The 16,218-nt window shown below is 63.5% G+C and carries 20 protein-coding genes; 3 read left to right on the top strand and 17 right to left on the bottom strand.

All coding sequences use genetic code 11. From position 1 onward, the window contains the following. From GA0061098_RS37515 to GA0061098_RS37480, 7 genes are all read right to left on the bottom strand, one after another. Positions 1–248, bottom strand: a 248-nt coding sequence (locus GA0061098_RS37515) for a transposase (RefSeq protein WP_129591019.1), incomplete at its 3' end; no start/stop codon positions are given. A 94-nt stretch (positions 249–342) separates the two neighbouring features. Continuing rightward, entirely contained in the window at positions 343–792 is a 450-nt protein-coding gene (locus GA0061098_RS37510; RefSeq protein WP_091966363.1) for a DUF1801 domain-containing protein, read from the bottom strand. Positions 793–806: 14 nt separating this feature from the next. Then, positions 807–1,001, bottom strand: a complete 195-nt coding sequence (locus tag GA0061098_RS37505; protein WP_085967818.1) for a hypothetical protein — start codon at positions 999–1,001, stop codon at positions 807–809. Between the two features lie 60 nt (positions 1,002–1,061). Beyond that, positions 1,062–1,493: an SRPBCC family protein gene (locus GA0061098_RS37500; RefSeq protein ID WP_091966356.1), complete on the bottom strand. Its 432-nt coding sequence runs from the start codon at positions 1,491–1,493 to the stop codon at positions 1,062–1,064. Further along, positions 1,490–1,813, bottom strand: coding sequence for an ArsR/SmtB family transcription factor (locus tag GA0061098_RS37495; RefSeq protein ID WP_028145658.1), 324 nt, complete (start codon positions 1,811–1,813; stop codon positions 1,490–1,492). Before GA0061098_RS37495 ends, GA0061098_RS37500 begins: the two co-directional genes overlap by 4 nt. Before the next feature lie 279 nt (positions 1,814–2,092). Then, a complete protein-coding gene (locus tag GA0061098_RS37485; RefSeq protein ID WP_091966354.1) occupies positions 2,093–2,542 on the bottom strand; it encodes a DsrE family protein in 450 nt (149 codons plus the stop codon). A 43-nt stretch (positions 2,543–2,585) separates the two neighbouring features. Beyond that, complete coding sequence (locus GA0061098_RS37480) at positions 2,586–3,206, bottom strand: hypothetical protein (protein WP_091966353.1); 621 nt, start codon at positions 3,204–3,206, stop codon at positions 2,586–2,588. A 303-nt stretch (positions 3,207–3,509) separates the two neighbouring features. Between GA0061098_RS37480 and GA0061098_RS37475 the strand changes: the two genes are divergently transcribed. Together GA0061098_RS37475 and GA0061098_RS37470 are read left to right on the top strand one after the other, a co-directional pair. Continuing rightward, complete coding sequence (locus GA0061098_RS37475) at positions 3,510–5,075, top strand: SUMF1/EgtB/PvdO family nonheme iron enzyme (RefSeq protein WP_091966352.1); 1,566 nt, start codon at positions 3,510–3,512, stop codon at positions 5,073–5,075. Positions 5,076–5,092: 17 nt separating this feature from the next. Continuing rightward, positions 5,093–5,542 carry a DUF4399 domain-containing protein gene (locus tag GA0061098_RS37470; RefSeq protein ID WP_091966351.1) on the top strand — a complete coding sequence of 150 codons (450 nt, stop codon included), beginning with the start codon at positions 5,093–5,095 and terminating at the stop codon, positions 5,540–5,542. Here the strand turns inward: GA0061098_RS37470 and GA0061098_RS37465 are convergent, their stop codons facing one another. The 10 genes from GA0061098_RS37465 to pqqA all read right to left on the bottom strand — a co-directional run bounded on the left by GA0061098_RS37465 (position 5,543) and on the right by pqqA (position 15,547). After that, positions 5,543–6,598, bottom strand: coding sequence for a 2-oxoacid:ferredoxin oxidoreductase subunit beta (locus GA0061098_RS37465; protein WP_091966350.1), 1,056 nt, complete (start codon positions 6,596–6,598; stop codon positions 5,543–5,545). Then, positions 6,595–8,442 (bottom strand): 2-oxoacid:acceptor oxidoreductase subunit alpha, encoded by a 1,848-nt coding sequence (locus tag GA0061098_RS37460; protein WP_165637852.1) that lies wholly within the window; start codon positions 8,440–8,442, stop codon positions 6,595–6,597. The genes GA0061098_RS37465 and GA0061098_RS37460 overlap by 4 nt, the downstream gene beginning before the upstream one ends. After that, positions 8,412–10,211 (bottom strand): FAD-dependent oxidoreductase, encoded by a 1,800-nt coding sequence (locus GA0061098_RS37455; protein ID WP_091966349.1) that lies wholly within the window; start codon positions 10,209–10,211, stop codon positions 8,412–8,414. Before GA0061098_RS37455 ends, GA0061098_RS37460 begins: the two co-directional genes overlap by 31 nt. 234 nt (positions 10,212–10,445) lie before the next feature. Continuing rightward, complete coding sequence (locus GA0061098_RS37450; protein ID WP_091966348.1) at positions 10,446–11,123, bottom strand: DUF4286 family protein; 678 nt, start codon at positions 11,121–11,123, stop codon at positions 10,446–10,448. Between the two features lie 24 nt (positions 11,124–11,147). Further along, positions 11,148–12,134 carry a prolyl aminopeptidase gene (gene pip, locus GA0061098_RS37445; RefSeq protein ID WP_091966347.1) on the bottom strand — a complete coding sequence of 329 codons (987 nt, stop codon included), beginning with the start codon at positions 12,132–12,134 and terminating at the stop codon, positions 11,148–11,150. Beyond that, complete coding sequence (gene pqqE, locus GA0061098_RS37440) at positions 12,124–13,323, bottom strand: pyrroloquinoline quinone biosynthesis protein PqqE (protein ID WP_091966346.1); 1,200 nt, start codon at positions 13,321–13,323, stop codon at positions 12,124–12,126. The genes pip and pqqE overlap by 11 nt, the downstream gene beginning before the upstream one ends. Beyond that, a complete protein-coding gene (gene pqqD, locus GA0061098_RS37435; protein ID WP_091966345.1) occupies positions 13,320–13,631 on the bottom strand; it encodes a pyrroloquinoline quinone biosynthesis peptide chaperone PqqD in 312 nt (103 codons plus the stop codon). Before pqqD ends, pqqE begins: the two co-directional genes overlap by 4 nt. Before the next feature lie 12 nt (positions 13,632–13,643). Next, the gene (gene pqqC, locus GA0061098_RS37430; RefSeq protein ID WP_210317904.1) at positions 13,644–14,399 is read right to left on the bottom strand and encodes a pyrroloquinoline-quinone synthase PqqC; all 756 of its coding nucleotides are present in this window, start codon (positions 14,397–14,399) and stop codon (positions 13,644–13,646) included. A gap of 20 nt (positions 14,400–14,419) precedes the next feature. Next, a complete protein-coding gene (pqqB, locus tag GA0061098_RS37425; protein ID WP_091966343.1) occupies positions 14,420–15,349 on the bottom strand; it encodes a pyrroloquinoline quinone biosynthesis protein PqqB in 930 nt (309 codons plus the stop codon). A gap of 117 nt (positions 15,350–15,466) precedes the next feature. After that, positions 15,467–15,547, bottom strand: coding sequence for a pyrroloquinoline quinone precursor peptide PqqA (gene pqqA, locus GA0061098_RS37420; protein WP_007595659.1), 81 nt, complete (start codon positions 15,545–15,547; stop codon positions 15,467–15,469). A gap of 248 nt (positions 15,548–15,795) precedes the next feature. Between pqqA and GA0061098_RS37415 the strand changes: the two genes are divergently transcribed. Then, the gene (locus GA0061098_RS37415; RefSeq protein ID WP_026202038.1) at positions 15,796–16,053 is read left to right on the top strand and encodes a DUF6894 family protein; all 258 of its coding nucleotides are present in this window, start codon (positions 15,796–15,798) and stop codon (positions 16,051–16,053) included. The last annotated feature ends 165 nt before the right edge of the window (positions 16,054–16,218 follow it).

Here is a 16,218-nt window from a genome sequence, read left to right as displayed (position 1 = left end):
CCCAGCGCCTCCTCCAGTTCGCGCTCCGAAAGACCGTAGAGCGACTGCAGCAGCACCGCGCGAAACAGCACAAGCACCGGATAGCCTGGACGACCGGGGCTCCCTTCATCCCGCAAATGGCCGATCAGCTTCTCGAACCGGTACCACTTGACCAGGCCAGCCAACCGATCCAGCGCCGCATTGGCGCCGGCGCCCTTCGGCATCAGCGCTTCCACAAAGCTCGGCTGTCCTGTCCGCTTCACCGCCATCGATACCTCCAAGGCTTTGCCCTAGGGAATCACAACTGGCGGATTACGCAACAGGCCCACAAGGGGAGAAGGAAGGCACTGCACTACGGCTGTTCTATGCCGAGCGCTTTCCCGGCTTCTTCGCCGGCTTCTTCTTGCTTGTATTCAGCTCCACCGCCGCGCGGATCAGCGCCTTCAACGCCTTCTCGTTGATCTTCTCGCCCTCGCGAATGTCGATCGCGCGCCGGACATTGCCCTCGAGGCTGGAATTGAACAGGCCGGCCGGGTCGTCCAGCGCGGCGCCCTTGGCAAAGGTCATCTTCACCACTTCCTTGTAGGTCTCGCCGGTGCAGATGATGCCGTCGTGCTCCCAGACGGGAACGCCGCGCCATTTCCATTCCTCGACGACTTCAGGATCGGCCTGCTTGATCAGGCCGCGGACCCGCGTCAGCATTTCGCCGCGCCAGTCGCCGAGCTCCTTGATCCTGCCGTCGATCAGCTTGGAGGGCGACGGCCCAGTCGCATCTTTCGTGCTGGTCTTCTTCGCCGCTACTGCCTTCTTCATCGTCTCGCCTCGCATCACGCGTTGCCGCGGCGGCCGAGATAGGGCAGCGCGAACAGATAGAGCCCGGTCGCCAGCAGCGGGATCAGCGGGACCAGCGCCAGGAAGCCGATCCAGACGGCCTGGAGCTGCATGGTCATGGCGACGATGTTGGCGATGACGGCGAGCGTGAAAGCCATCGACAGCCAGCGATGGATCTGACGAATCCGCATGTCCGTACTCACCGGGGTCTCCTTCTAGAAAATGATTGGAATGGATACGGCCGGCCGGAGCTAGTCACCCCGCGCCAGCACCTCGTCCAGCTTGGCAAGGAACTGCTTCCAGCCGGCATGCGCGCCGCCGTAAGCCTGCTTCTGCGTCGGGCTGAAGCCCGCCTGCTCGACGCGTAAGTGAGTGCCCGCGCCGGTCGGAGTCAGCGTGAAGGTGACGACGCTCTTGAGGTCGAACGCGGCGTCCTCATGCGAGAAATTCCAGGTGTAGGCGAGCCTCTTCTGCGGCTCGATGGTGAGCACCTCGCAGTCCAGCACGCCGCCCCATTCGCCGCGAAGATTGAAGCGATGACCGACTGACGGCTTGAAGTCGTTCTTCATCAGCCATTCCTCGATCAGATGCGGCTGCGTCAGCGCGCGCCAGAGCCGCTCGGCCGGGAAGGCGAATTCGCGCTCGATCACGACGGAGCGCGTTTCGCTTGAGGCTTCGGTCATTGGTCCATCCTCTTCAGGAGATCGTCGAGTGCATCGAGCCGCCTCTGCCAGAATCCGGTCATCTGGCTGGTCCAGTCGAGCAGCGGATCGAGCGCGCCGGGCTGCGCGCTATAATGGGTCTGGCGCCCCTCATGGCGGTCACGCACCAGGCCGGCCAGCTTCAACGCGCCGAGATGTTTTGAGACCGCCGGCTGGGAAACGCCAGATCTCACGGTCAGTGCCCCGACGGTCTGCTCTCCCTCGCGGCAGAGCCGCTCGAAGATCGCCCGCCTCGTGGGGTCGGCGAGCGTCCTGAACAGGAGATCGGGGGCGAGGGACATGAAGATCCATAACCAGGAAGTTATGAGTTAATTCATAACCGTGGAGTTATGGATAAGTCAAGCGGGATGAAGATGAGTTGGGAAGGGGCGCTGCGAGCTCCGCCTTACCTCTCCCGCTTGCGGGAGATGTCGGCGCGTCCGGGCGATGCGAAGCATCGTCCCGCGCGCCGGGTGAGGGCTTTTTCCTCTCGGGGATTGTCCCTCTGCGGAGACACCCTCTCCCCAACCCTCCCCGCAGGCGGGGGATGGAGTGCACTTGTCGTGTGCCAAGCAGCAGCCCTACGGCCGCAGATACAGATATCCCTGCGACTGCAGCTCAGCCAGACGAACCACGCCGCCCTTTTCCGCGCTGACGAAGCCCGGCAGCAGCTCGGTCAGCGTCACGTTCTGCGCCTTCATCGTGTTGCCGCACGCCGCGAGCTCGACGCCGTCCTTGGAGAATTCGCCGACGCGTTTGCTGATGTCGGGGTTGGCCTGCGCCGAGTGGAATGCCTTCAGCGCCGGCCCGTGGATCACCAGCGCGATCGTGACGTGATCAGGACCGCCGACGCCGTCGATGTGGTTCTGGATGTTGCCGAGCACGAAATTGACCTTCTCGGCATCGCTGAGATGGTAGACCACTTTCAGTCTGTTGCCCGTGCCCGCTTCCGTCGCGGCTTTCGCGCTGGAGGCACCGAATGCCGCGCCCAGGGCCGAGATTGCGCTCCACAAGATGTTCCGGCGGTTCATGGCGATCTCCCTCGACTGGACTGAATTCGCCGGAGACATATCATCATTTGTGGCGGAGCGCGGCGAGTTCCTTGCGGTCGGTCACCAGCGAAGCGCACTCGCTGTTGTCGGTGCGGTCGAGGCGGAAAATCCTGTCGTCGGCACCGCCGACCAGCGACTGCTCGGCCTCGTCATCCGGCTTGTTGTTCTGCCAGACGCGGACCCGTTCGAGCCGCACGATCGTCGATTTGTCGTCTTTGGACAGTGCAACGCCGATGCCACCGCCCTCGCAATCGACACCGCAACCGAGGCGAACCTCGTTGCCGTCTTTGGTGAATACGGCGTGGTTACAAGAACCGCTGGAGTCGAAATCGCCGGAGCGATGGCGGTACCTGAAGCCGAGGCGGAAGGAATTGTGCAACTCCTTGTCTTCCTTGTCCAGTTCGGCCGAGATCAGCAGCTTCATCGAAGCGACCTTCTGCTTCGGATGCCGCGCCAGGTGCTCCGCATCGTAGCGGCGGACGAAGCAGGCATAGGCCTTGTTGCCGGGGGTGCCCGCATACATCCGCGTGTTGAAGGTCTCGGCCTCGGCCTTGCTGGCTTCGCGGATGTCGTCAGCCTCATCCGCGTGGGCCGCGCTGATGAGTGCGGCAACGGCGAGGGCAGCCAGGAGAGAAAGCTTCATGATGGCCTCGAGCGCAGGAGTTGAGCTGTAGGCGTTAGACGCGGCCCAGGTGCGACGCGTTCAACCCTCGCAAGTCGCACATGATCATCGCAGCGCGGAGCGGGATGGATAGTTCCAGGCACGGCGTTAGTCACCGGGAGGGCGAGGAAGGTTCAACCGATGCGACGCCTTCGCCTTCCGGAACTCGATCCCTGCGAGTCCTTCGACATTGCTCCATTTCATCAATGTGATAGCCTTCACAGACGATCGCCTTTAGCGGTCGTAAGCTGGGGCTGCCTTTGTAGGTTTGTGGAGTCCCCCGCAATGGGCGAAATTCGCAACTTCAGATCCGGAAATCAGGACGGGCCGCCTCCACACGGCCCCATGCCTCGTCGCCTCGCGGCGATCATTGTCGGCGACATCGCTTCCTACAGTCGCATCATGCAGGCCGACGAGGAGGGCACGCATGTCCGCGTCAAGCGGATCGAGCGGGATATCATCCAGCCCAGCATCGTCGAGCACCATGGCACGCTGGTGAAGACGACGGGCGACGGCTTCATCGCCATCTTCGATAGCCCAGTCGAGGCCGTTCGATGCAGCATCGTCATCCAGCAGAACCTCATCGGCCGCAACGCCCCGCTTCCCAAGCATTCACGGCTCGAATACCGGATTGGCGTCAATCTCGGCGACGTCATCGTGGAGCCGGACGATGTCTACGGCGACGGCGTCAACATCGCCACACGCATCGAAGGCATCGCGGAGCCCGGTCAGGTCTATATCTCGGGTGCGATCTACGAGCAGATCAAGCACAAGGTCGTATGCGGCTATGAATCGCTCGGGGACCGCAAGGTCAAGAACATCACCGATCCAGTGCGGGTCTATCGCGTGCTGCCGGACGCAGACGCAGTCGGCAGGACGCGCGGCCGGCGCGAGAGCATCCTGCTCTTTCTTCTGATCATGGCATTGCTGGTGATTGCCGGTTACGTGCTTTGGTACGTGCTGGTGCAGCACCGCAGCCAGGTGGGGCAACAGGCTGCCGCTCCTCCGATCGCGGCGCCGTCAGCTTCGCCGATGCCGCAATCCGTTCCGTCGTTACCGAGCCCGGCGGTACCGGCGCCTCAAGCTGCACCTGCGGCTTCTCCGTTGCCCACAACGACGCCATCGCCCGCAGCATCGCCTTCACCATCTCCGGCATCCGCTCCATCGGTGACGGCGGTCCGAGAACCCGAGATGATCCCCATTCGCGGTGGCAGCTTTGCGATGGGAAGCAATGACGATCCGACCGAACGTCCTGTCCACCAGGTCACGGTCAAGCCGTTCTCGATCGGCAAATATCCGGTGACCGTGCAGGAATGGAACGAATGCGCGGCCGCAAAGGCGTGCAGCTTCACCGCTGCCGGCAAAGACGATGCGCCGATCAGCAATGTGAGCTGGACCGACGCGCAGCAATATGCGGCGTATCTGGCGCAGGCGACGAAGAAGCCCTACCGGCTTCCGAGCGAAGCCGAATGGGAATACGCGGCGCGCGGCGGCACGCAGAGCAAATATTGGTGGGGCGACAAGCTCCAGCCAGGCATGGCCGGATGCAAGGATTGCGGTGACCTCGCGGCCGAGCAGCCGGCGAAGGTCGGCAGCTTCAAGCCGAATCCTTTCGGCCTCCACGACATGGGTGGCGGTATCGATCAGTGGGTCGAGGACTGCTGGCACAGGACCTATCAGGGCGCGCCCACTGACGGCTCGGCATGGAGTGGCGGGGACTGCAGCTCCCACGTTCTGCGCTCTGGCTCGTGGAAGAACGATGCGAGATATGTGAGGCCGTCCAATCGCGATGGCTACGATACCAATGTTCGTTATCCCACGCATGGATTCCGCGTCGCGCTCGGTCCGTAAGTGCTGGAGTGGATTTGATGAAGATCATTCATTGTGTCGCATTGGCGACGGCGATCGCAGTGCACCCGGGCGCAGCCTACTCGCAGGGAAAGACGGCGCCAAAGGACGCAAAACTCTATTTCATCACGCCGCACGATGGGCAGAAGGTTCGCGGTGGATTCTGGGTCCGGTTCGGGCTGCGCAACATGGGCGTGACGCATGCCGGCGACGATTACCAGAATGCCGGTCATCATCATCTGCTGGTCGACGTCAACGATCCCATCGATCCCAAGGAGCCGATCCCGCAGGACAAGTCGCACCTGCATTTCGGCGCAGGGCAGACCGAGACCATGCTGGACCTTGCGCCGGGGACTCACACCCTGCAGCTGGTGCTCGGCGACGCCAAGCACTATCCGTTCGAACCGCCGGTCGTGTCGGAGAAGATCACGATACGCGTCAGGTCGCCGGCTTCGGCGCGGAGCAAATGATCACCGCAGGCTGGCGTTGATCTTGTCCAGCACCGCCGAGCCCGGGCACAACGTGTCCGCTTCCAGCGTGTTGAGCGGCGTCTCGACCGTGTTGAGATGCTCGTGCAGATCTTCCGCGTCGGGGTCGACGTAAAGGAGACCGGTGACGATCTGTCCCTTGGCGGCGTGCCGCGCGAGGAAGGTCTGGGCGCCCAGCCGGTCATGCGGATCGTAGTCGGCGTCGATCTTGCGCAGCGCGATCTTGCTGCCGTCATGCTGCTCGACCATTTGCACCGTGCCCGGCGCGTAGTCCACCGCGATCGGATCGCGGCCGACCAGAACGTCGAGGCGGTTCACGGCGTCGTTGTGCTCGCGGACGTAGTCGAAGCTCTTGGTCGAGCCGGCGTGGTTGTTGAAGGCGATGCAGGGGCTGATGACGTCGATGAAGGACGCGCCCTTGTGGCGGATCGCGGCCGCGATCAGCGGCACCAGCTGGGTCTTGTCGCCGGAGAAGCTGCGCGCGACGAAGGTGGCGCCCAGCTGCAACGCGATCGCAACGAGGTCGATGGCGTTGTCGGTGTTGGTGACGCCCTTCTTGGACTTCGAGCCGCGGTCGGCGGTGGCCGAGAACTGGCCCTTGGTCAGGCCGTAGACGCCGTTGTTCTCGACGATGTAGGTCATGTTGACGCCGCGCCGGATCGAGTGCGCGAACTGGCCGAACCCGATCGAGGCGGAATCGCCGTCGCCGGAGACGCCGAGATAGATCAAATCGCGGTTGGCGAGGTTGGCGCCGGTCAGCACGCTGGGCATGCGGCCGTGCACGGAATTGAAGCCGTGCGAATTGCCGAGGAAATAGTCCGGCGTCTTCGACGAGCAGCCGATGCCGGAGATCTTCGCCACCCGGTGCGGCTCGATCGAGAGCTCGTAGCAGGCCTCGATGATCGAAGCCGTGATCGAGTCGTGACCGCAGCCGGCGCACAGCGTCGAGATCTTGCCCTCGTAGTCGCGATGCGTGTAGCCGAGGTCGTTCTTCTTGAGGCCGGGATGATGGAATTTCGGCTTTGCGATGTAGGTCATGACACGGCCTTGCGGAGCGGGGTCACCTTGAGGTGATCCTGGTGGTCGCCAATGGCTTTTGCGATGAAACGGGCGGTGATCGGCGAGCCGTCGTAGTGCACGATCGGCACGAGGCGCACCGGGTCGATGCCGTTCTCGTTGACGATCAGCTGGCGGAGCTGGCCGTCGCGGTTCTGCTCGACGACGTAGACGAAATCGTGCTCGGCGAGGAAGCTCGCCACGCTCGAATGGAACGGGAAGGCGCGGATACGCAGGCGGTCGAGCTGATGCCCGCGCGCTTCCAAAAGGCCGATCGCCTCATCCATTGCCGGCGAGGTCGAGCCGAAATAGATCACGCCGTATTTGGTCGGCCGTTCCGCATTGGCCTGCAGCGGTCGCGGCACCAGGTCCTGCGCGGTCTCGAACTTGCGCATCAGGCGCTGCATGTTGTCGGCGTAGACCGAGCCTTCCTCGGAGTAGCGCGCATAGCGGTCCCGCGAAGTGCCGCGGGTAAAATAGGAGCCCTTGGTCGGGTGCGTGCCGGGATAGGTGCGGTAGGGAATGCCGTCGCCGTCGACGTCGAGATAGCGGCCGAAGTCGCGGCCTTCGTCCAGCATCTCTGATGTCATCACCTTGCCGCGGTCATACTGCTTGGCATCGTCCCACTTCAGCGGACGGCAGAGCCGGTGATTCATGCCGATGTCGAGGTCGAGCATCAGGAAGATCGTGGTCTGGATACGCTCGGCGAGATCGAACGCTGCGGCCGCGAATTCGAAGGCCTCGGCGGGATCCTCGGGGAACAGCAGCACATGCTTGGTGTCGCCGTGCGAAGCATAGGCGCAGGCGATGATGTCGCATTGCTGGGTGCGGGTCGGCATGCCCGTCGAGGGGCCGGCGCGCTGGATGTTCATGATCACGGCTGGGATCTCGGCGAAGTATGAGAGGCCGATGAACTCGGTCATCAGGGAGATGCCGGGGCCCGACGTCGCGGTGAAGGCGCGGGCGCCGTTCCAGGACGCGCCGATGACAATGCCGATCGAGGCCAGCTCGTCCTCACCCTGGACGATGGCGTATTTCGCCTTGCCGGTCTCAGGATCGTGCCGGTACTTCTTGCAATGGGCGGTGAAGGCCTCCGCCACCGACGAGGACGGCGTGATCGGATACCAGGCGCATACCGTGGCGCCGCCATAGACGGCGCCGAGCGCGGCGGCGCTGTTGCCTTCGATGAAGATACGGTCGCCGACCTTGTCCGACTTTTTCACCCTGAGGCCAATCGGGCATTTCAGATTCTGCAGCGCCCAGTCGCGACCCAGATGTAGCGCGTGGACATTGGAGGAGAGCAGCTTCTCCTTGCCCTTGTATTGCTCACCGATCAGCTGCTCGATCAGCTTCGGGTCCATGTCGAGCAGTGCTGAGAGCGCGCCGAGATAGATGATGTTCTTGAACAGCTGGCGCTGGCGCGGATCGGTGTAGGTCGAGTTGGTGATCGCGGTGAGCGGCACGCCGATCACGGTGATGTCGTCGCGGAATTTGGTCGACGGCATCGGCTTGGTGGAGTCGTAGAACAGATAGCCGCCGGGCTCGATGCCGGCGACGTCCTTGTCCCAGGTCTGCGGGTTCATCGCCACCATCATGTCGACGCCGCCCCGGGCGCCGAGATGGCCGTCCTCGGTCACCCGCACCTCGTACCAGGTCGGCAGGCCCTGGATGTTGGAAGGGAAGATGTTGCGTGGGGACACCGGAACGCCGTGGCGCAGGATCGCGCGCGCGAACATCTCGTTGGCGCTGGCCGAGCCCGAGCCGTTGACGTTGGCGAAGCGGACGACGAAGTCGTTTACGCTGCTGATCGGCTTTTTGTCGGGCATGTCGAACCTGCGTGAGTCATCTCGATGAAATATTTCTGCATGTCCCAGGCGCCGGTGGGACAACGCTCGGCGCACAGCCCGCAATGCAGGCAGACATCCTCGTCCTTCACCATCACGCGGCCGGTCTTGAGATCCGAGGAGACGTAGAGGTCCTGGTCCGGATGCGGCGAGGGCGCCTTCAGGCGCTGGCGCAGATCGCTTTCTTCTCCGTTGCCGGTGAAGGTGATGCAATCCATTGGGCAAATGTCGGCGCAGGCATCGCATTCGATGCAAAGCGAGGTCGAGAACACGGTCTGGACGTCGCAGTTCAGGCAGCGCTCGGCTTCGCCCAGCGCCAGCTTGACGTCGTAGCCGAGCTCGACCTCGGCACGGATGTCCTTCAGCGCAATCACCTTGTCGCGATGCGGCACCTTGTAGCGCTTGTCGATCGAGATGTCGTTGTCATAGCTCCATTCGTGGATACCCATCTTCTGCGATGAGACATGCACATCGGGCAGCGGGCGCTCGGTGATGTCATCGCCGGAGAGCATCTTGTGAATCGACAGCGCGGCGTCATGGCCGTGCGCGACCGCCCAGATGATGTTTTTGGGGCCGAACGCGGCGTCGCCACCGAAAAACACTTTCGGATTGGTCGAGACGAAGGTCTTGGGATCGACCTTCGGCATGTGCCATTTGTCGAACTCGATGCCGCAATCCTGCTCGATCCAGGGAAAGGCGTTCTCCTGGCCGACCGCGACCAGCACGTCGTCGCAGGGAATGGTCTGTTCGGGATCGCCCGACGGCACGAGATTACGGCGGCCTTTGGCGTCATATTCGGCTTTGACGTGCTGGAAGGTGACGCCGATGAGCTTGCCGGCGACGTGCTTGAATGCCACCGGCACCATGTAGTTGAGGATCGGAATATCCTCGTGGAGCGCGTCCTCCTTCTCCCACGGCGAGGCCTTCATCTCCTCGAAGCCGGAGCGCACGATCACCGTGACTTTCTCGCCGCCGAGGCGGCGCGCGGTGCGGCAGCAATCCATCGCGGTGTTGCCGCCGCCGAGCACGATCACGCGCTTGCCGATTTTGTCGATATGGCCGAACGAGACCGAGGCTAGCCACTCGATGCCGATATGGATATTGCCAGCCGCGTCCTTGCGGCCGGGAATGTCGAGCTCGCGGCCGCGCGGCGCGCCGGAGCCGACGAAGATCGCGTCGTATTTCTCCGCGAGCAGCGACTTCATGCTCTCGATGCGGTGGCCGCCTTTGAATTCGACGCCAAGACCCAGGATGTAGCCGGTCTCCTCGTCGATCACCGAATTGGGCAGGCGGAATTTCGGGATCTGCGTGCGCATCATGCCGCCGGCTTCCGGATCGGCATCGAATACGGTGCAGTGATAGCCGAGCGGCGCGAGATCGCGCGCCACCGTCAGCGAGGCCGGACCGCCGCCGACGAAGGCAACGCGTTTGCCGTTCTTCGGTGAGGGGCGCGGCAGGCGCTGCTTGATGTCGTCCTTGAAATCGGCGGCGACGCGCTTGAGCCGGCAGATCGCGACAGGCGTCTCTTCGACGCGTCCGCGGCGGCACGCCGGCTCGCAGGGGCGATCGCAGGTGCGTCCCAGAATTCCGGGAAACACGTTCGATTTCCAATTGATCATGTAGGCGTCGCTATAGCGGCCTTGTGCGATCAGTCGGATGTATTCGGGAACCGGGGTGTGCGCAGGACAGGCCCATTGGCAATCGACCACTTTGTGAAAGTAGTCGGGGGCCGCGATATCGGTCGGTTTCATTCCTACCCTGTCCGCGCAGGCTCAAAGACCCGGCGGCCTCTTCTGAGCTTGGCGAACGCTTAACGCGCTGCGATCTGGTTTCTGAATGACGTCATTGGGTTAGCTTATTAGAACCTTTCCGAAGTACAACGGCAAAGTTCGGCGCGTCCCCGCTTTCATGGGAGCTACGCGCGCACAGCATTAACGGCCGCGCGCGATGCGCGTGCGGTGCAATATGTTGCGATGCAGATATGTTCAGCCGCGCGCGATATCGCTCTTCGCGAGGTCCCACATCAGGCTGTAAGTCCCGACCGAGACGGGCAGCGGGAAGGGCGATGCAGCAGGGCCGGTGAAGCGCTCGGCGATCACGGCCGAGACCGCGCCGACATGCGTGCCGTCGATCAGCAGGAACCAGTCGCGTGCGCCTTCGTTGCGCACCGCCGGAATGTCCGCGGTCGCGCCCGAGAGCTCCGGCTCGCTCTCCAGCAGATGCATCGAGATGATGCCTTCGCGGTCTTGCGGCGCCAGCTTTTCTTGCAGCGCATCACGCCATGCGCCGGCATTGTCAGCTGAGGGCCGCAGCCGCACGAGGCCGAGCGCAGCGCCGCGGCCGGTGCCGTTGCTGATGGTGATGCGAGCGACGACACGGAGCATGTCCTTGAAATGCGCCATGCTTCGCCGCGACCATTCTGTCTGGTTGGCGAGCCGCGCCCGATAGGCGGGACTGTCGAGCACGTCGAGCGTCGCGGTCGAATACAGCGAGAGATATTTCGGATTGGCGGCATGCGCGACATAGCGCCGCGCTTCCAGGAAACCGTCGATCGCGACGCGCTCTTCCAGATGTTCGCGATCGTACCAGCGGTTGAAATCGGCCTCATTGGCTGCGTCGATATGCATCGACGTCAGCAGCATGCCCTTTCCGGCGAGCGGCATTTTCTTGTTGTCCTTTTTCGCGCATTAGCGCGCGGCCTTCGACGCAAGGTCGGCAATCGACTTCATGACCGCATCCCTCACGCCGGCATCATAGAGCGAATGTCCGGCTTCTTCCACGAGGCGAATCTCGGAACCCGGCCACACTTTCGCGAGCGCGTGTGATGTCTCAGGAGGGCACAACAGGTCGTAGCGGCCCTGCACGACAATGCCGGGAATCCCGGCGAGCCGGTCCGCGTTCCGCAGCAGCTCGTCTTGGTTCATGAAGGAGTTGTTGATGAAATAATGTGCCTCCATGAACGGCGTCGCCGGCAGCGTGCGCCACACGTTCAGCGACGTCAGGTCCAGCCGCGTCTTGGCCGCCTTGTGCTCCGACAGGGCGCGCTCGGTGTCGTGCCAGGCGCGGGCCGCAGGTCCGTGAATGGCCGGATCGGCATCGAGGATGCGGCGATAATAGGCTTCCACCGGATGCGCGCGTTCCCCAGGCGGCAGCACGCTCAGAAAATCCTCGTAGAGCGCGGGATAGAATTGCGGCAGGCGCACCGTGAAGGCCGTCTCGACCTCGGCCCGCGTGCCGAGGAACGTCGCGCGGAGTGCAATGCCGGAGACGCGCTCCGGATGGGCCTGCGCGTACGCCAGCGCCAGCGTCGCGCCCCAGGAGCCGCCGACCACCATCCAGCGTTCGAAGCCGAACTTGTCGCGGATCATCTCCATGTCCGCGATCAGATGCGCCGTGGTGTTGTGCTCGCGCGATCCCTTCGGCCGGCTGCGGCCGCAGCCGCGCTGGTCGAACAGCACGGCGCAGAAACGGTCGGGATCGAACAGCCGGCGATGATCGGGCTGGCAGCCGCTGCCGGGCCCGCCGTGCAGGTAGACCGCGGGAATGCCGTCGCTGCGACCGACGCTCTCGACATAGAGCTCATGGCCGTCGCCGACGTCGAGCATGTCGGAGGTCAGCGGCGCAAAGGGATCGGCGCGCCTCGCGGCTGTGCCTGCGTCGGCGTCAGGCCCCATTCTCGGATTCCAGGGTGCCGCCGGCGAAATTGCGGTAGAGGAAGCGATTGGTCTCGCCCTCGGCCTCACGCTCGGCCTGCTTGAAGATGGTCTCGTGCAGCGGCGACAGCGCGCAGGCGGGATCGGTGTTGGCGGCGTCCCCGGTCAGCGCGAAGGCCTGGCAGCGGCAGCCCCCGAAATCGATCTCGCGGAATTCGCAAGACTTGCACGGCTCCTTCATCCAGCCGGTGCCGCGATAGCGGTTGAAGGCCTCGGAGTTCTGCCAGATCCAGGCGATCGAATGGTTGGAGCGGACGGATTCGAAGTCGAGCCCGGTGATGCTCTCGGCGGCGTGGCAGGGCAGCACCTTGCCGGCGGGCGAGATGTTGAAGAACTGCCGGCCCCAGCCGCCCATACACTTCTTCGGCCGCAGCGCGTAGTAGTCCGGCACGACGTAGTCGATGGCGAGCGTGCCCTTCAGCCGCTCGCGCGCCTCCTCGACGATGCGTGTACACTCATCTAACTGCGCCACCGTCGGCATCAGCGCGGCGCGGTTCTTCAACGCCCAGCCGTAATACTGCACATTGGCGACCTCGAGCCGGTCGGCGTCGAGATCGACGGACATCTGGATGATGTCAGGCAGCTGATGCAGGTTCTGCCGGTGCATCACCGCGTTCACGGTGAGCGGCAGATCGAGCTCGCGCGTCCACTTTGCGACCTCGAGCTTCTTGCGGTGCCCGTTCTTGTAGCCGGCGACGCGATCGGCGAGGCCTTCTTCAACGCCCTGGAAACTGATCTGCACGTGGCAGAGCCCGGCATCGGCGAGATCGCTGAGCTTCTCGCGCGTCAGCAGCACGGCCGAGGTGATCAGGTTGGTGTAGAGGCCGACGTCGCTGGCATGCTTGACGAGGTCGACGAGGTCTTTCCGCGCCGTCGGCTCACCGCCGGAGAAATGCACCTGGAGCACGCCGATCTCGGCAAGCTCGCTCAAGACCTTCTTCCATTCCTCGGTGGTCAGCTCCTTGCCGGAGCGATCGAGCTCGACCGGGTTGGAGCAGTAGGGGCATTGCAGCGGACAGCGATGGGTGATCTCGAGCAGCACGGCAAGCGGAATGCCGAATGTTTCCGCCGTCGAGCGCTGCTTCTCCAGCACCGCGAGGCTGTCGCTGGCATCAGGGGGGATCATGGGGTTGCCGAGCACATCGCTCATGACGTCTTCTCCCGGGCCTCCGTGAGAAAGCCCTTGTCGGCGAGATCCTGCAGCATGACGATGACGTCAGCCAGGATCGCCTCGCGTGGAGCTGCGTACTTTGCCGCCAGCTGATCGGAGACATCGCCGACGCTGCGCTCGCCGTTGCAGAGCTGCAGGACCTCGACTGCGATCTCGTCCGGGGCCAGCACGCGTTCTGGCGCCAGGATCACCCAGACCTTCCGCGTCTCGTCATATTTCAGCTTGGCATGCCGCGGCAGCACGGGGCGGCTTGTCTCGCTGACGCTGATGTTCCGCGGCCCGGCCATTGCTCTTGTCCCTCAACTCGCTTTGGGCACGAACGCGCCCGGCGGAATATGGCCCTCGACATAGGCGTGCTGGAGCGCGTCGAGTTGCACCCATAGCACGTTGGTCTTGAAGATCAGCGCGTTGCACACTTGCGCGCGCTGCTCCGGCGTCGTGGCATGCGCCTTGACATAGTCGAGCGCAAAGCCGGCATCGCGCGGCGCCTGCGCCAGGCGGCGCTTGAAGTAGCTCATGATGTCAGGATTGACGAAATCATAGTGCTCCAGCATGCCGGAGATGCGTTCTTCATGCAGATTTGGCGCGAACAGCTCGGTGAGCGAGGAGGCGATCGCCTCCAGCGGGCTCTTCTCGCGGCAGTAGTGGACGTAGGCCTCCACCGCGAAGCGCGTCGCCGGCAGGATGCCTTCGGTCGATTCCACGTAGGCCGTGTCGAGCCCGAGGCCTTCGGTCAGCTTCAGCCAGCGCTCGATGCCGCCCTCGGAGCCGACGTCACCGTCATGATCCTCGATGCGGTGGCGCCATTCCAGGCGCGTGGCGCGGTCGCGGAAACGCGAGATCACCACCGCGTCCTTGATCGGGATCGTGCTCTGGTAATAGTAGCGGTTCAGCGCCCAGGCCTGCACCTGGCCCTTGTTCAGCTTGCCGCCGTGCAGCAGCTTATGGAACGGATGCAGGCTGTGATAGCGCGTCGCCCCGATATGGCGCAGCGTCGCCTCGAGCTCCTCGGCCGAGTTGAGCCTCAGATCCTTGCCGATCGAGAGCGCAGTCATTCCAGTCATTGACGCCGCATTCACAGCACGATCTCCGTTCCATCCGCCGGTATCTGCCAGCCCGCCGCCTCGACGGCCTTGCGCTCGGATGAGGTAGGTAGCAGCGCCGGGTTCGAGTTATTGATATGCAGAAATATCTTCCTGTCGATAGCGAGGTCGGCCAGCCGCGCGATGGCGCCGTCCTCGCCGGACATGGCGACGTGTCCCATGCTCTTGCCGGTCTTGTGGCCGAGCCCGCATTTGATCATCTCGTCGTCCTGCCAGACCGTGCCGTCGAAGAACACCAAAGCGGCGCCGTCGATCTCGGCCTTGAGCGCGTCGGTCACCTCCGCGCAGGCCGCGATGAAGTAGAAACACTTGCCCGTCGCCTTGTCGGTGATCTTCAGGCCCAGCGTATCGCCGTCGCCGCTCGCGCCGCCCGGATGCGCCTTGCCTTCCAGATACCAGGCCGATTTGCCGGGGACTGCGAAAGCCAGCACTTCCAGCCCCGATCGCGCGCCGTCCGGTAGCCGCGGCTCGAACGGCTCGCTGATGTCGATCGGCTGGCGCCGCACGTTCTTTTCGTTCAGCACGTTGAAGATGCTGTTGCTCTTCAGGATCGCCAGCACCTTCTCGTGCGCATAGACCGTGAAGGGCGAGCCCTCGCGCATCGAGAGCAGGCCTGCCACCGCATCCACCTCGCTGTTGGTCAGGATGACGCCCGCGATCGGCGTATGGCGCAGCGCGCCCGCTTTGGGGTGCAGCTGCGGCGTGGCATTCAATTGCTGGCGCAGGTCGGGGGAGGCGTTGATCAGGAACCAGTGCTCGCCGTCGCCGCTGAAGGCGACCGAGGCCTGGGTTCGATAAAGCTCATGGCCACTCGTACGGGCCGCCCGGCAGCCCTCGCAGCCGCAATTCCATTGCGGCACTCCGCCGCCGGCTGCGGCGCCCAGGACGACGACGCGAAGCATGATCCGTCTCCTGGAAGCAACGTCACGAGGTGGATCTCAGGCCGACACGATTTCCCTCATTCGGAAACCGGTCGTGACCGAAAGACCCACCTGCGCTGAACGCAGATCACCAACCGCTTACTTGCGGGTGGCGCTCACATACATGTTGATTTCCATGCCGCAGGGCACTTCGACGATCTTCGGGGCTTTCCAAGCCATTTTGGCACTCCATTTTCGCGAATTCGGACGTATCGCCCACCCGTTAAATTAGTGCGCGCTGAGAAGTTCGCCAGTGAAATTTTCCCGAGAAGCCCATGTTGCGCCGCGAAAAAATCCCTCGGGAACACTCACTTCTGAGGCGCTGCCTTGCGTTCGGCGCATTCGGTCGCGAACCCTGTCCTGATAAAGCAGTTGTGAGTGCAGTGCAGCTTTCAATCCGGTACAGGCGACCCAACTGGATCTCGATGATGCCCAGATACTACTTCAACACCCGTATCGGCGACGAACTGATCGTGGATCCCGAAGGCGAGGACCTGCGCAACCCCGACCGCGCCTGGGAGGTCGCCCGCCAGATGATCCTGGAGGTGGTGAAATCCGAGGGCACCCAGCGCGCCCTGCTGGATGCCGTGATCGAGGTGACCGACGCCGAAGGCGAGATCGTGCTGGAGTTTCCCTTCACCGAGGCGCTGCTGGACATCCCGGACGCTTCCGCGACGCGGCATTAGCCACTCTTTCCCCGTCATTGCGAGCGCAGCGAAGCAATCCAGAGACTCTCCGCGGAGGCAGTCTGGATTGCTTCGTCGCAAAGCTCCTCGCAAAGACGACGGAGAATGAGGCACCACCCGGCGCCCCGGCGCCTTCGCCCCTGCGAAATCCGCATGGCTTTGCCG

It is taken from the genome of Bradyrhizobium shewense, from assembly GCF_900094605.1.
GTDB lineage: Bacteria > Pseudomonadota > Alphaproteobacteria > Rhizobiales > Xanthobacteraceae > Bradyrhizobium > Bradyrhizobium shewense.
The sequence above is the reverse complement of the archived record's forward strand: the minus strand, read 5'-3'. Positions and strand labels throughout refer to the sequence as shown.